General features: G+C 40.2%; 9 protein-coding genes. 6 read left to right on the top strand and 3 right to left on the bottom strand.

Features of this window, described 5'->3' with window-relative positions; genetic code table 11:
• Nucleotides 1-120 precede the first annotated feature (120 nt).
• The 3 genes from AB4153_RS14030 (at nt 121) to AB4153_RS14020 (ending at nt 6109) form a co-directional block, all read left to right on the top strand.
• Nucleotides 121-1239 (top strand): DUF917 domain-containing protein, encoded by a 1119-nt coding sequence (locus AB4153_RS14030; protein ID WP_248955388.1) that lies wholly within the window; start codon nt 121-123, stop codon nt 1237-1239.
• Between the two features lie 667 nt (nt 1240-1906).
• A complete protein-coding gene (locus AB4153_RS14025) occupies nt 1907-4882 on the top strand; it encodes a TonB-dependent receptor (RefSeq protein WP_371997875.1) in 2976 nt (991 codons plus the stop codon).
• A gap of 345 nt (nt 4883-5227) precedes the next feature.
• Nucleotides 5228-6109, top strand: a complete 882-nt coding sequence (locus AB4153_RS14020; RefSeq protein ID WP_371997873.1) for an NAD(P)-dependent oxidoreductase — start codon at nt 5228-5230, stop codon at nt 6107-6109.
• An 86-nt stretch (nt 6110-6195) separates the two neighbouring features.
• Here AB4153_RS14020 and AB4153_RS14015 read toward each other — a convergent pair whose 3' ends face one another.
• A complete protein-coding gene (locus AB4153_RS14015; RefSeq protein WP_371997871.1) occupies nt 6196-6798 on the bottom strand; it encodes a glutathione S-transferase family protein in 603 nt (200 codons plus the stop codon).
• A gap of 59 nt (nt 6799-6857) precedes the next feature.
• Nucleotides 6858-10280, bottom strand: a complete 3423-nt coding sequence (locus AB4153_RS14010) for a NahK/ErcS family hybrid sensor histidine kinase/response regulator (RefSeq protein WP_371997869.1) — start codon at nt 10278-10280, stop codon at nt 6858-6860.
• Between the two features lie 186 nt (nt 10281-10466).
• On the opposite strand from AB4153_RS14010, the gene acs reads away from it, so the two are divergent.
• The 3 genes from acs (at nt 10467) to AB4153_RS13995 (ending at nt 14740) form a co-directional block, all read left to right on the top strand.
• The gene (gene acs, locus AB4153_RS14005; RefSeq protein ID WP_102528372.1) at nt 10467-12419 is read left to right on the top strand and encodes an acetate--CoA ligase; all 1953 of its coding nucleotides are present in this window, start codon (nt 10467-10469) and stop codon (nt 12417-12419) included.
• 230 nt (nt 12420-12649) lie between these two features.
• Nucleotides 12650-14407 (top strand): DEAD/DEAH box helicase family protein, encoded by a 1758-nt coding sequence (locus tag AB4153_RS14000; RefSeq protein ID WP_371997868.1) that lies wholly within the window; start codon nt 12650-12652, stop codon nt 14405-14407.
• A gap of 72 nt (nt 14408-14479) precedes the next feature.
• Nucleotides 14480-14740 (top strand): GrxA family glutaredoxin, encoded by a 261-nt coding sequence (locus tag AB4153_RS13995; RefSeq protein ID WP_102528371.1) that lies wholly within the window; start codon nt 14480-14482, stop codon nt 14738-14740.
• A gap of 113 nt (nt 14741-14853) precedes the next feature.
• Here the strand turns inward: AB4153_RS13995 and AB4153_RS13990 are convergent, their stop codons facing one another.
• A complete protein-coding gene (locus tag AB4153_RS13990; RefSeq protein ID WP_229368304.1) occupies nt 14854-16023 on the bottom strand; it encodes a DcaP family trimeric outer membrane transporter in 1170 nt (389 codons plus the stop codon).
• Nucleotides 16024-16369: the final 346 nt, after the last annotated feature.

Genomic DNA, 16369 nt, shown 5'->3' with positions numbered 1-16369 from the left:
ACCATCATTTGTTTTGTGTAGTCGCCACTTTTGAAAACATATTTTTTAGCTAGTCCCTAACATTAACGCGGTTAGCCCCTTTTGACTTTCCCTTAACCTATAGCTTAAGAGATGTATACGATGAAAACACTGACTCGATTAGACTTATCAGACATATTGCACGGTTGCGCTATTTTAGGAACTGGTGGGGGTGGTGAGCTTGACGAGGGCTTCTATTATATTGATAAAGCACTCGCAGAAGGTAAAACCTTTAACTTAGTCAGTGTTGATGATGTGCCAACAGGTAAAAAAATCTGCACTCCTTATATGCTCGGTGCATTATCACCACTCACAGTAGAGGAAGAGCAGGAATATACGCGTCTGCCTAAGTCAAATAGCAGCTCAATCATGACCGCTTTCAGACGCTTAGAAAAATACACGGGCGATGAATTCTACGGCACCATTTGTTGTGAATTAGGCGGTTCAAATACCGCTATCTCATTCTACGTTGCTGCAATGGCAAATGGCTATATTATTGATGCTGATGTAGCAGGACGAGCAGTGCCAGAGATAACCCATTCAACTTACTATTTTAATAATATTCCAGCAGCACCAATAGTCACAGCTAATGAGTTTGGTGAGTGTTTTATCTGTGAAAATGTCGTAGATGATTTACGCGCTGAAAGCGTTGTCCGTGCTTTATCTATGATTAGTCGCAATGACATTGCCGCGATTGATCATGCTATGCCCATTGAGCAAGTAAAAAATGCCGTCATTAAAGGAACAATTTCTAAATCATTAGCGATTGGTCAAGCTTATCGTCTAGCCAAAGAACAAAGCGAAGATATTGCGACTGCGATAGCAAGTCACGGTGAAGGTTATGTGGCATTCAGAGGCGTGGTCACTGATTTTAACTTTAAAACCCAAGATGGCTTTACTATAGGCGAAGTATTTATTGACGGAACGGGTGAATATAAGAACAACCGTTACCATATCGAAGTAAAAAATGAGAACCTTGTGGCCAGGGTCAATGACAAGGTTGATATCACTATTCCTGACTTAATTTGCAGCTTAGATATGGATAACTTAACCCCTATTACCAATCCTAATTATCATAAACAGATGAACGTGGCCATTGTAGTACTTCCCGCACCTAAAGAGTTCACCACTGAGCGCGGACTTTCAGCTTTTGGACCTGCTTACGTCGGGATTGATACCCCTTACCAACCTGCCGTTACACGTTATTTTGCTAACAAATGAGACTGCATTAACTAAAAACTAATCTCATTAACTAAATTGCTGAACTTGATATTGAGTTCCGCAATTAATCCCTCTGCCAATGTTTAACAACTATTTATATTGAGCACCAATATGTTAATTTTTCACAGGTTCGTTACATTATTACAAGTTTGAAAAATCCTTGCCTGAAATTGCAAGTTTTTAAATATGAGTTTAACACCTGTTTTATAAGTACTTTTTACAACATCACCTAATTTAAACTTGATTTATTTCAATTAAAATCTAGGACTACGTGAATAAGTTCTGTAATAAAAACAACACCAACTGGTATTACCAATACGTAGGTTGATACATTACCAAAATTTAGACAACTGTATTTAAACTATCAAAGCCCCACATCTACAGCACGACCGCCGATAAAGATTAAACCCCATAAAAACAAATAGATGAGCCAGAATATAGCTCAGAACAGGCCCCTGTCTTAGCACTACTAAAGAACAGCCAGTATCGTTCATAAATAGCGACAAACCAAGAAAGATTAGACCTTGGTATACCAATGTGAACATTTTGGTAATAATAGGTTGCATTCGAATTACCCTTGTTATATAAATGTTACTGTTGATAAAAACAACAACAATTGGTCATACCAAAGGGTAATGTATGACCTGATACCATTCTTGGGGGAATTATGAAGCTGAATAAAATAAGTGCCATGTTTAGTGACACTAAAAGTAAAGCGACTAATATATCGATTTTCGGTGCTGCATTAACAGCACTGTTAACACTACCAGCTTACGCTGCAGAACCAACTGAACAAGCAGATACTGATGACATCGAAGTGATTGCTGTTAAAGGTATCTTCGGTAGTTTAAAAGCGGCAAACTTAATGAAACGAACTGATGATCGTATCGTTGACGCTATTGTTGCTGAAGACATAGGTAAGCTACCAGATAACAACATTGCAGAAGCATTACAACGTATTACAGGTGTTTCAATTGGCACTGACTTTGGTGTTGGTGAATCTGTCACAATTCGTGGTGTATCAGAAAACCTTGTACTACTTAATGGCCGTTCAACTGCTGGCGCTGGCCGTGGCGGTATCGGGTTAGATGACTTCCCATCAAGTTTCTTAAAAACAGTAGAAGTAATTAAGTCACCGACTCCTGACATGATTGAAGGTGCCTTGGGGGGTACTGTCAACATGAAAACGATTCGTCCACTAGAACTTTCAGAGCCTCTAGTAGCGATAACGTTAGACGGTGAATACGCAGACAAAACAGAAAATACAGCACCTAATTTCTCTATGGGTATTGGTAATAACTGGGACCTCGGTGATGCGGGTTCATTTGGTGCGTCAGCTAACTTAGCTTATCTAGATCGTGAATTACGCCGTGATGAGTTTTTTAGCAAAGTAGATTTACAAGACAATATTGACATTGATGGTGACGTTTTTGCTGATGATTCTGGTGGACCAAATGGTAAATACCTGCGTCGTACTCAGAATACAGTAGAGCAAAAAACAGAAGAACGTGAACGTACTGCTTATGGTATCTCGCTACAATGGGAACCTGTGAGTGCAGAAGCTAATATTTATCTTGATTTGAATGCCACAAAGCTTGACGGTGGTCAATCAGCGTACTCTATTCTTGACGTGGGCGGTTCTAGCGTCGCTAGAAGTGATTCATACTATGATAGTAATGGTGAGTTACATAACTACGATTTAGATGGCGTATTAGTGATTCCAAAAACATGGAGTGACTTCACTACATCGGATACCACTTCACACGCTATTGGCGGTGAATGGTTCTTAACAGATTCAATTGAAATTTCTGCTGAGTACTCTTTATCAAAATCTGAAGAAAAACAAACAGCAAACGAATTCAACCTACGTCCTATCGAACGTACCGATCCTACAACTGATTTAGTGACTCACACCAGTACGAGTAGCTCTTATTCAGGTGGCGGCATTCCTGGTTATATGTATGCCGACTCGGGTATGTTAACTAACCCTGATAACTTAGTGTTCCGTGAATTTTTCCACAAAACACTTGAAACAGACAATGAAGAGCAAGCACTTCGCTTTGACTTTAAAATGTCTGATATCGGTGTAGATTGGGTATCAGCGGTTAAAGCTGGTGTTCGCTTTACTGATAGAGACTACACAGCTAATCGTTATGATCTTAAGCCAATTAATGGCAATACCACGCTAAAAGATTCATATAAGAAAGCCGTTGATGATAATGGTAATTTTGCGCCAATCTGGATTGATAATGCGCTTCTTAGCGACAGCATGAACATTGTCAATTTAAATAACTCATTTGATCAAACAGGTGTGAACGGTCAAAACGATTTATTAACATACAATGTTTACGATGCTGATCAGTTGCAAAATACTGAAGCAACTTATGAACTTGTTAAGCAAATGCTTGCAGGCACGTCTTATGCTATGAACGGCTCTTTAGCTGACAACATGGTAGAAGATAATGGTGCATATAAAGAAATTAATGAGAAAACCAGCGCGATTTATGCTCAATTCCATTTGGATTTCGACGACCTAACAGCGGTATTCGGTGGTCGTTATATTCAAACAGAACTTGAATCAAGTGTTGTTGCATCGGTTGATGCTGATGGTAATAAAGTTTTAGATACAGGTAAAAATGATTATTCGGATTTCCTACCTAGCTTAAACGTAACTTATACGTTAACTGACGAAACCTTAATGCGTTTCGCAGCTGCTAAAGTAATGCGTCGTGCAGACTTTGATGAATTAAGCCCTGCATTATCAATTGATAACTCGTTAGTGACTGGTACTCAAGGTTCTTACCAACTTGAGCCATACCGTGTAACGCAATATGATTTCTCGGTTGAGCATTACTTTGGAGACGGTGGTCTAGTTTCTGCTGCACTTTTCTATAAAGATGTTAACTCATTTACCCAAACTGACAGCAGCTGTTTAGCAGATGCAAGCACTGTCTCAGGTCAAAACACCACTGAGTGGGGCAACATTTGTTTACTCGACACAGCAGGACAAAGCCAAGGCGATGTTAACTTTGCTACAGAAGATCAAGGTTTAGCTTACGTTGACCAACAAAAAGCGGCTGGCCAAACGGGTATCGTAATCGATACTGACGTTAATGGCGGTAGCGGTGAAGTAAAAGGTATTGAATTAGCTTATCAACAGCAGTTTACCTTCTTACCTGGTTTCTGGTCTGGTTTTGGTGTTAATGCCAACTATACCTATGCAGATAGTGCACAGCCTGACGGTAACCCTCTTCTAAATATTTCAGAAAATACGGCTAACGGTCAAATTTACTGGGAAAATGAAGATCTTCAGTTCCGTTTAGCATACAACTGGCGTGACCGTTACTTATATTCACAAGCTGAAAAACGTGTTCAAACAGTGGGTGCTTTAGGTTATAACGTATTTAACCAAAATGACCCTACTGCAGACAACTTTGATGCAACTGTGGGTAACAACTACCGTGAAGCCCGTGGTCAGTTTGATTTCTCTGCTAGCTGGGATATCAATGAACACTTTGCTGTTGTCGGTAACGTTGTGAACTTAACAGGTGAACCAATTGAGTACACAACTGAGCTAGGTTCAGTATGGAAATACAGTGAATCAGATCGTCGTTACACTCTAGGTCTACGCGCTAGATTCTAATTTAGCCACACCTTCGAAGAGAGCCTATTAAACATTAATGGGCTCTCTTAAATAAATACAAATAGCCACACCACTTTGTTTACTTCAAAAAACAACCAACATCACAAAATCACAAATTGGTAAACCAATTAAGATAATTGGTCAGTAATAGTTTGGCTTTACAGTCTTATTGTAATACAATTAAAAAATCAGAAGTAAGTAAAGTATTCGAATCATTAATTGAATATATAAAGCCAACACTGAAATTCAGTCATCGCTTTATAAAAATAACTTAGCACGCCTATTCTAGATGCTAGATTTTATTAGCATTCGGATAGCATTTACCAATATATTTAGGAGTTAGATATGACAAAGCCTGTCATTGGTTTCATCGGACTTGGCCTTATGGGCGGCAACATGGTTGAGAACCTTCAAAAGAGAGGTTATCAAGTCAATGTAATGGATCTTAGTGCAGAAGCTGTTGCTCGTGTTATTGACCGTGGTAACGCAACTGCCTTTACTTCAGCAAAAGAACTAGCAGCAGCGAGTGACGTTGTTCAATTCTGTTTAACGACTTCAGCTGTTGTTGAAAAAATTGTTTACGGTGATGACGGTGTTTTAGCCGGTATTAAAGAAGGATCTGTATTAGTTGACTTCGGTACTTCTATCCCTGCTTCTACTAAGAAAATCGGTGCTGCACTAGCAGAAAAAGGCGCAGGCATGATTGATGCACCTTTAGGTCGTACTCCTGCACACGCTAAAGATGGTCTGTTAAACATCATGGCTGCTGGCGAAATGGAAACATTCAACAAAGTTAAAGCGCTTTTAGAAGAGCAAGGCGAGAATGTATTCCACCTAGGTGCATTAGGTGCTGGCCATACTACGAAGTTAATTAACAACTTCATGGGCATGACAACCGTTGCAACTATGTCTCAAGCATTTGCTGTAGCAAAACTTGCTGGTGTTGACGGACAACAACTGTTTGACATTATGTCAGCTGGTCCTTCTAACTCACCTTTCATGCAGTTCTGTAAGTTCTACGCTGTAGACGGTGAAGAAAAATTAGGTTTCTCTGTTGCTAACGCAAACAAAGATCTTGGTTACTTCCTTGCAATGTGTGAAGACTTAGGTACTAAGTCTTTAATCGCTCAAGGTACTTCAACAAGCTTACAAGAAGCGGTTGATGCAGGTATGGGTCAGAATGACGTACCAGTAATTTTTGATTACTTCGCTAAACTAGCAAAATAATTTAAAACTGACTCAAATAACCTTACTAGGGTGTCACTGTTTGAACAGTCACACTCGGTAAGGTTTTTTTATGCTTGTAATATCCCTTAGTCTATCATTGCCACATACCCAATTTGCTCAGTGATTCTAAATAACCAGTTTTGAATATTGGGATATACTGACAAGTCAAAACCGCCTTCATGAGCAACATGAGTGTATGCATAAAGGGCAATATCAGCCAAAGTAAATTGCTCCCCTATCATAAACGGCTTAGCCAGAAGTTCTTTATCGAGCAAACTTAATATCTGCTCACCTTTCTCATGTAACACAATATATTCAGATTGACGTTCAGCAGGCATATTTTGATAAAACTGAATAAAACGCGCCACTGCGATGCAAGGTTCGTGTGTGTATTGCTCATAAAACATCCATTGATACATTAATGCTTTGTCGAATGTATCTTGAGGGATCAACTGCGAACCTTCAGCTAAGTAACCAATGATTGCGTTTGATTCAGCCAATATTTTGCCATCAGGCAGTTCAATAATGGGGACTTTACCTTGTGGGCTTTTAGTTAAAAACTCAGAGGTTTGCGTCTCCCCTTTAAGTAAGTCTACGTTTTTCCACTGATAGTCTATGTTGAGTAAACTTAGAGTTAACTTAATTTTGTAACAGTTACCTGACTTTTCATCCCCAAAGACTGTAATCATTCTTCATCCTTTCATTTATTTTTTCCATACTTAAGTCTGTGACTTATTGTCTAAAAATTTTATTTTACTAGGCTTGAAATAAGTGCCCTCAGCGCTGCGGGTTTTACCATTTTCGCCATATAGTGATAGCCACGTTTTTGAACATCATCAACGAGATCTTTATTAGTATTGGCTGTAATCAAAATGCCAGGTAGATGCTCACCATAACGAGAGCGAATACCGTCCATCGCATCCACGCCATTTTGGTCATTATCTAAGTGATAATCCGCTAACACAATATCTGGTGCCACGCCTTTTAAGCCCAGCTTAATACGTGCATCGGCTAAATCAGAGGCGCAAACCACTTCACATTTCCAGCGGGTTAATAAACTTTCAAGCCCTGCTAAAATAGCTTCTTCATTATCAATACATAACACTTTCACCCCCGCTAACGGTTGAGTTAATGTTGGTACTGGCTTTATCACTTTCTCGCTAACCGTTTCTCCAAGGGGCACAATTATCGAAAATACAGAGCCCTGGCCGAGCTTTGAGCTCACTTGAATTTGATGGTCGAGTACTTTGCTTATTCTATCTGCAATCGCCAACCCTAACCCCAATCCGCTGACATTACGGCTACTAGGATGATTTAGCCGTTTAAATTCTTTAAAGATTTCTTCGGTTTCGTTTTCGTCAATGCCACAGCCTGTATCCAATACTTGGATCTCAACAAAATCACCACGGCGGCGACAACCAAGCAATACTTGACCACCTTTGGCGTAACGATAAGCATTGGTTAAGAAGTTTTGTAAAATACGTCTTAATAAGGATAAATCAGAATTAATCGTGGCATTACAAGGCATCATGTTAAATCGAATTTGATTATCTTTCGCCATCGCCTCAAACTCTACTGCTAAACCATTTAACAGTTCTCCCAATGCGAAATCTCGGCGATTAACTTCGACCATGCCTGAATCAAGCTTAGAAATATCGAGTAAATCCGTTAATAGCTCACCAGCTGTGCGCAAAGAGTTATTAATATGCGAAATGGTGGTTTTACCTTCCAAATCCAAATTTGGATATTGAGCAAGCGAAGCGGTAAATAATCGAGCGGCATTTAAAGGTTGCATCAAGTCATGACCAACAGCTGCTAAGAAACGACTTTTCGAGGCATTAGCAAGCTCTTCTTGGGCTTTAGCCTCAAGCAGTTCACTGTTAAGCATCGCCAGTTCATAAGTACGCTCTTGCACACGAGTTTCTAAGGTTTCATTCGCTTCAATTAATGCTTTTTCTTGTAGGCGATATTGCGTAATGTCAGTAAAGGTCATTACAAAGCCACCATCAGGCATTGGATTACCTTGTATCTTAATGACTTTGCCATCACGGCGCTGACGCTCAGAAGTATGCTCTGTGCCATTACGCATGTGTTGCACCCGAATATCAACTTGAGTTTCGATATCTCCTTCACCGCAATAACCTCTAGCAGCATTAAAGCGAACCACTTCACTAATCGGCATACCTTGCTGTAAAAAACCTTCAGGATAATCATACAGCTCAGCATATTTAAAGTTCCATGCAACAAGGTTTAAGTCTTTATCGACAACACTCATACCTTCATATGCATGCTCAATCGCACCACGAAGCATGTCTTGGCTTAAAATGATTTTTGAAGAGGCTTCATCCACTAAGCTGAACACTTCATCAAGAGCTAAGTCACGACCTTGTAGAACAGAATCCATGACCAATGAGGCACTTGAAGCACCTAACACACCTGCCAGCATATGTTCTGTGTGAGAAATAAGCGGCTCCCCTGCCACTTTGTGCCACGAGTCACTGCGCACTGCGTCGGGTGAAAATTTACTAAAGCTCTCATAAGCCCGAGTAGGACTGACAAATCGACTCGCAAGGATTAATAAATCTTGCTGTGAAATAGCACCATGTTTACGGTTAGCATCTTTTTTATCGCCCTGCTTATTAACCCCAGGATTAATAAAGTGACTTGCTTGAATACGTTCAGCGACACCGGCTCTAAACCATAAAGAACCTAAAACATAACAAATTACATTGGCTAAAAGTGCAATCAAGGTATCAGCAACTTCAGGGCTGATTGAAGCTAATAATCCTGTGTCTCCGCCAAGTCCGACACTGCCTTCAAATAAAATATAACACCAAAGCGAAAAGCCAACCGCTAAACCAAGAAACACCCCAGAGCGGTTACCATACTTCCAATACATTCCGCCTAATAAAGCCGGTGCTAATTGCGCAAATGCACCAAAAGATAACTGACCAAGATGTGATAATGACTCACTATTACCAAACAATAGGTAACTTAAGTAACCTAACGCCAGAATGATAACGATGGCTAAACGGCGTGCGTTTAATAAGAATCTAGCAAACTGATTAAAATTGGTACCGTTAACGCGCCCAGTACGTAGCATAAATGGGACTAACCATTCATTACTTATCATTACACTAATGGTCACAACCGCTACGATGACCATCCCTGTAGCAGCAGATAAGGTACCCAGTAGTGCAATAACCGCAAGCACGGGTTGATCGAGTGCTAACGGCAGATTAATCACATAAGTGTCAGCAGCAACGTTATCTCCTAGCAATAACGTGCCAGCTAAAGCAAGCGGAGCAACAAACAAACCAAACATGGCGAGGTATAGCGGAAATATCCATCGCGCTTTATTCAGTACAGTTTCTTCAGCACACTCTACGACCATCACGTGGAACTGACGTGGCATACACATAAAGGCCGCAATACCCACCAGCATTTCGGGTAAAAATGAAACAATATTCAAATTACCTTTTTTAATAATGTCTTTTTCTGATGCTTGTTGCCAAATGTCACCAAAGCCATCAAAAAAACCATAGGTAATCACAAAACCAACAATCAAAAAAGCGGCTAATTTGACTAATGACTCAAATGCAATAGCCACCATCATGCCAGGATTATGCTCGGTAGCATCTAGCTTTCTTGTGCCAAATAAAATCGCAAAAATGGCTAAAACGAAGGTGATTAATAAAGGGACACTCACAGGACTGAGTGGCTGATTATCGGGTTGAAAAAGATTTAAACTAAATACCATCGCTTTAAGTTGTAAGGCGATGTAAGGCATTATTCCAAATAAAGCAATTAAGGTAACGATGGCGGCTAAGGTCTGAGATTTACCATATCGCGCAGCAATAAAATCAGCAACAGAGGTAATATTTTGCGCTTTTGAGATGATAACCATCTTGCGCAGTACCCCAAAACCCAGGGTAAAAATCAATATTGGTCCAAGATAAATCGGTAAAAATGACCATAAATCGTTTGCAGATTGACCTACTGTGCCCAAAAAACTCCATGACGAACAATAAACCGCTAGACTTAAGCCGTATATCCAAACCTGCACCTTTTTGGTGATCTTGCTAAACCACCGCTCAGCACCCCATGCCAAGATGAACAGTAAAGAAACATAGCAAATTGCAATGACAGCAACGACTAAGGTTAAATTCATGGCTTTCTCTTCTTATTATATTTGCTTAATAATTGGGCAATAATTCTGTATCAATTTGATGCCATGCTAACATGCGCAACAGGTTAAATATTAAGGATATTTTAAAACTAGACCAAGGTCTAATAGTGTTAACCTCACCTTGCAGACGATACTTTCGTAACGCTAAATTCGACAAAGGGAAGCCATATGAGCTCGCAGTCTCTCTATAAAGTACCAGCAGATTTTGCAACCAACGCACTGGTAGACAACGATACCTATAAGAAAATGTACCAAGAATCTGTGGTAAATCCAGAAGGTTTTTGGAGAGAACACGGTAAGCGTATTGATTGGATCAAACCCTACACCAAAATTAAGAAAACATCATTTGATGATCATAACCTTTCCATCAATTGGTTTTATGACGGTACATTAAACGCATCAGCGAACTGTTTAGATCGCCACCTTGAAAAGAATGGCGACCGTGTTGCTATCATTTGGGAAGGCGATGATGCCACTGAACAACGTAAAATAACTTACCGCGAATTGCACACTGATGTGTGTAAGTTTGCTAACGCCCTTCGTAGCCAAGGTGTTTGTAAAGGTGATGTCGTTACAATCTACATGCCTATGGTCCCTGAAGCGGCTGTAGCAATGTTAGCCTGTGCTCGCATTGGTGCAGTCCATTCTGTAGTGTTTGGTGGCTTCTCACCAGACTCTATCGCCTCTCGTGTAATTGATGGTAATTCAAAAGTTCTTATTACTGCCGATGAAGGTGTTCGTGGTGGACGAAAAATCCCATTAAAACGCAGCATTGATGATGCGCTGAATAATCCTGATGTGGATTGTGTGGAAAAAGTCATTGTACTTAATCGCACTGGTGGCGACATCGATTGGGTTGAGGGTCGTGACGTTTGGTGGAGCGATGTGATGGCAACAGCATCAGAACATTGCCAAGCAGAAGAAATGGGCGCAGAAGACCCGCTATTTCTACTTTACACTTCCGGTTCAACTGGTAACCCTAAAGGCGTTTTACATACGACTGGTGGTTACATGGTCTACGCTTCAATGACTCACGAATACGTCTTTGATTACAAAGAAGGTGAAGTCTACTGGTGTACAGCTGATGTAGGCTGGATTACAGGTCACTCGTACATGGTTTATGGCCCATTAGCTAACGGGGCAACTGTACTTATTCATGAAGGCGTTCCTAACTCCCCTGGCCCTTCTCGTTTAGGTGAAATGATTGACCGTCATAAAGTTAATATCCTTTACACTGCGCCGACATTAATCCGTGCATTAATGGCTGAAGGTAAAGAACAGTTTGAAGGTTTCGATGGTAGTTCGTTACGCGTCATGGGCTCAGTAGGCGAACCAATCAATCCAGAAGCATGGCGTTGGTATCATGAAGTCATTGGGCATGAGTCTTGTCCTATTGTCGATACCTGGTGGCAAACAGAAACTGGCGGGATTTTGATTAGCCCGTTACCTGGCGCAACTGATGCAAAACCAGGCTCTGCGACTCGTCCTTTCTTTGGCGTGCAGCCAGCTCTAGTGGATAACATGGGCAACATTTTAGATGGCGCTGTCGATGGAAACCTAGTCATTCTTGACTCATGGCCTGGACAAATGCGCACGGTTTATGGCGATCATGACCGATTTGCACTGACATATTTTAAAACCTTTAGAGGTATGTATTTCACTGGCGACGGTGCACGTCGTGACGAAGATGGATATTATTGGATTACCGGACGTGTGGATGATGTTATCAATGTTTCTGGTCACCGTTTAGGTACTGCTGAAGTTGAGAGTGCCCTAGTTTCACATGAGCTAGTTGCTGAAGCCGCTGTAGTTGGTTACCCCCATGACATCAAAGGTCAAGGCATCTACGCTTATGTGACTCTGACCAAAGGTGTTGAAGAAACCGAGGAGCTACGTCAAGGGCTTCGCCAATGGGTAAGAAAAGAAATTGGTGCCCTCGCGACCCCTGATTTAATTCAATGGGCTGGCGGTCTACCTAAAACACGTTCAGGCAAGATTATGCGTCGATTCTTACGTAAAATTGCCGCTAATGAAGTAACTAACTTAGGTGATTCGTCGACATTGGCAGATCCAGCCGTTATCGATACCCTAATTGAATCACGTTTGAATAAAACAGAATAACGCTAACAATATTTGTTAGAGGTTATTCAAAACCTTTTACGTCCTACCCACCTAGAGAATCTTGACCAGATTCTCATTGCCCCCTCAATTGAGGGGGCTTTTTTATGTCACATAACCATTTTAGCAATCTCATTGCTCCTGATTTAGCGGGCTTCCATGCTAAAGTAGCTATTCAGTCATGGGTCATACTCATATTTCTAATTATTGAATTATTATAAAACAACGAGTTTATGTCAGTAACCATTTCGCTTCGTGATTATCAGCAAGATTCAGTCAATGCAGCTATTACTCACTTTAAGAAAAGTAATGATTCAGCAGTATTAGTTTTACCTACCGGTGCAGGAAAAAGCATTGTTATTGCAGAGCTTGCACGGATCGCTCGCGGTAATGTTCTAGTACTCACTCATGTAAAAGAGTTAGTGGCACAAAATGCTGAAAAAGTGGCTCTGCTCACCGAAGAGACCAGTATCTATTCTGCGGGTCTAAATCAAAAGAAAGCCGTTGGTAAAACCGTTGTTGCCAGTGTGCAATCTGCAGCTCGGGCACCTGAAAAATTTACTCAAGTGTTTTCATTAGTCATCATCGATGAGTGTCATCGAGTCAGTAACGATGAAAATAGTCAATACTGGCAACTACTTGAACATTTAAAAAAACAAAACCCACAACTTAAACTGCTAGGTTTAACAGCCACGCCCTATCGATTAGGATTAGGATGGATTTTTCGCCACCACTATCACGGTAAAGTCGGCAATACTGAAAAGCCAATATTTGAGCAATGTATTTTTGAATTGCCTATGCGTCCGCTAATCAAGCAAGGGTATTTAACCGCCCCGAAAATCTTTGATGGCTTAAGTGCACAATATGATTTTAGCCAAGTCACGCCTTCTGAAACAGGGGAATTCCCCCAAAAAGAAGTTGATGATTTGCTCAATCATCAAGGTCGTGCAACCACAGCAATTATCAAACAAGTTCTACAACTTGCAGAGCACCGTAAAGGTGTACTCATTTTTGCCGCAACAGTTAGGCATGCAAAAGAAATCATTAAATTACTGGCAGATGATGCCGCTTTAATTACTGCTGATACACCTCATATTGAACGCGATGAAATTATTTCCCGCTTTAAACAGCAGCAACTTAAATTCATAGTTAACGTTGCGGTATTAACTACAGGGTTTGACGCGCCTCACGTTGATTTAATCGCGATATTAAGACCCACTGCATCAGTGAGCTTATTTCAACAGATGATTGGCAGAGGATTACGTTTAGCGCCTAATAAAGCTGATTGCTTAGTCATAGATTACGCTGCAAATGGCTATGATTTATATTTCCCAGAAGTCGGCCAAGTAAAAACTAACAGCAAGTCGGTTCCAGTTCAGGTTCATTGTCCTGTATGTCAATTTGCCAATACCTTTTGGGGGCTAGTTGATGGCGACGGTGATATCGTTGAACATTTTGGTAGGCGCTGCCAAGGGCTTATCGAAAATGCTCACGATACTCAAAAACATCAATGCGATTTTCGTTTTCGCTCTAAATCGTGCCCAGACTGCGGCGCTGAAAATGATATTGCTGCGCGTATTTGTCAAACTTGCCAATCAACCTTGATTGATCCCGACAAACGCTTAAAACAAGTGCTTTCATCACAGCATCATCATTTATTTAAATGCCAAGAAATGCAGTTAGTCGCTGAAGGCAATAAATTAATAGTCCAGTATTTTGATATTGACGCCAATGACTTTAAACAAACGTTCAGAATGGAAACACCCGCTCAACGTCGCGCCCTATTCGCCATTTTTATTGCACCTCATTCTCGCACTCCAGGAATGAAACACCCACAATATAAATCACCTCAGGAATTAGTCGTTTCGTCTGAAAACTTTAAAACTCCTGATTTGCTGTTATTAAAAAAACACAAGAATAAATGGGATTTAGTTGAAAAGTTTTTTGACTACAAAGGCCGTTATAAAACAATCAATGAGAACAGTTTTTAATTGGGTAAGGTATAAATTATCAATTCAATAAAACTTATGGTATAAATCGTCAAATCAAAAAAAGGAGTCACTATGTTTGTTGTAATTTTTGGCCGTCCAGGCTGCCCATATTGTGTTCGTGCTGTTGAATTATCAGAAAAATTAACTGCGCAGCGTGACGATTTTAAATTCAAATACGTAGATATTCATGCTGAAGGCATTTCTAAAGCAGATTTAGAAAAAACAGTAGGCAAGCCTGTTGAAACTGTACCACAAATCTTTGTCGATGAAACTCACGTAGGTGGTTACACTGAATTCGAACAGTATGTTCGTTCAAACAACTTGTTAGGCTAATTAGCAACTTAAAAAGTTGATAATTCACGTCATTAAAAAAGGGTTAATTCAATTGAATTAACCCTTTTTGTTGTAACAAAGCTCATGGGGGGAGAAGTTACACGTAAACTGTTTTACAGAACGTATTTAGCTGAGAACATAATTCGGCTTAAATCACCATCACTACCATCTTCTCTTTCGTTCATTGCATACATATATTCAACACCAAAAGTTAATGGCTTAGTTGGAGAATAAAGTAAGTTAATATAGCTTGAGTAAGACTCGGCATTCACTTGATCGCTTGATAACATTGTGTCGTTATCTGCTTTAAATGCTGATACGGTTAAACTTGAACGCCATTTATCATTCCACCAGTGGCGATAAGCAGCATAACCACCATAAGAACTGATGGTCTGGATTTCACCTGAAGCATCAAGGTTACCAGCGTTAGCATAGTTAAGCGCCATATAACGCCCTAAACCTTCACCGTAAGTCGCTGAAAATTTAAAATCATCACTACCTACAGGGATAACACCAGCAATACTCGCACCATAACCCATTTCAGTTGAATCTATAGATTGTGTCACATCACCGTCACTATCTTTCAGATTTTGCTCTACATTTAACTGACGTAAAATACCTGCAACAGAAATCGCTGTACCACCTTCAGTCTTAAAGTTATAGCGCGCAACCACATCAGGTACGATACCACTGCCACTGGTTAATCGAGAGGATGTTTGATATTGGTTAACTGTTGTTTCAGGGTTTTCAATCGCTAATTGGAATCCACCATTGGTATAACGAATCATTGCTTGGCGAACAAACGGCGTACCTTCTGCTGCGCCAACAAAATCTAAGTTTTCTGGTAATGCACCTGGATTTTGGAAGGTCGTCCATGTTTGGCCCACGGTCCAATTATCGTAACTAATAAATGCCTGGCGAATTCGAGGTGAATAACTATTAGAAACACGCTCGTTACCATCGCTGTGTGTCATAAAATCTAATTCAATAAAACCCGTTAATTTATGGCCGTCAAAATCAGACACGGTTTTGAAATTAAATCGAGTTTCACGGGCTTGAAAGTCGACGACTTGATTACCATTGCCGGCTTCCCCATAAATAGTACCTGGAACATAAAACTGACGAGATAAACTTCCTGAGTCTGGAGCTCCGTTACCATAATCACTGAACATCACATCAGCTTTAACATAACCACCAAACTGCATGTCAGTATCCGCATAACTCACATTACTTAATGCCAGCATCGAAATACCTATTATTAAACCAATTTTTGCTTGTTTCATCATGCTCTCCCTGTTCTTATCATCCATAGCAATATGACCCAGTTAACAACTAATCAACATTAGCAATAGGTCTATTAGACAAAAGTAGATGAGGAGCCACTTAAATTATCAGAGAAGAATGACACGAGTTATGGGTAAATATTTAAATTAAAAAGGTTTAGCAATGAAAGTGAAGATAAGAAAAAGAATGCTTAAAAGCTGTAGATACTAATTTAGTTTTATAGAAGAGTGTAACTTTTAATATCACGGTAGTAAGTGTAAAGCGAAGTTAAATATTGAGAGGAGGAACTGAATTAAAGCCAAACGGGCAATCTCACTTTCAGAAAAGTGGTGGGTCGTGAAGGAT

It is taken from the genome of Shewanella sp. 10N.286.52.E4 (genome assembly GCF_041468785.1).
GTDB lineage: Bacteria > Pseudomonadota > Gammaproteobacteria > Enterobacterales > Shewanellaceae > Shewanella > Shewanella electrodiphila.
Note: the sequence above shows the minus strand (reverse complement) of the source record. Positions and strands in the feature narration are given on the sequence as shown.

Coding starts and splice junctions, on each gene's coding strand:
- AB4153_RS14030 (WP_248955388.1), top strand. CDS start 121: ATGAAAACACTGACTCGATTAGACTTATCAGACATATTGCACGGTTGC.
- AB4153_RS14025 (WP_371997875.1), top strand. CDS start 1,907: ATGAAGCTGAATAAAATAAGTGCCATGTTTAGTGACACTAAAAGTAAA.
- AB4153_RS14020 (WP_371997873.1), top strand. CDS start 5,228: ATGACAAAGCCTGTCATTGGTTTCATCGGACTTGGCCTTATGGGCGGC.
- AB4153_RS14015 (WP_371997871.1), bottom strand. CDS start 6,798: ATGATTACAGTCTTTGGGGATGAAAAGTCAGGTAACTGTTACAAAATT.
- AB4153_RS14010 (WP_371997869.1), bottom strand. CDS start 10,280: ATGAATTTAACCTTAGTCGTTGCTGTCATTGCAATTTGCTATGTTTCT.
- acs (WP_102528372.1), top strand. CDS start 10,467: ATGAGCTCGCAGTCTCTCTATAAAGTACCAGCAGATTTTGCAACCAAC.
- AB4153_RS14000 (WP_371997868.1), top strand. CDS start 12,650: ATGTCAGTAACCATTTCGCTTCGTGATTATCAGCAAGATTCAGTCAAT.
- AB4153_RS13995 (WP_102528371.1), top strand. CDS start 14,480: ATGTTTGTTGTAATTTTTGGCCGTCCAGGCTGCCCATATTGTGTTCGT.
- AB4153_RS13990 (WP_229368304.1), bottom strand. CDS start 16,023: ATGAAACAAGCAAAAATTGGTTTAATAATAGGTATTTCGATGCTGGCA.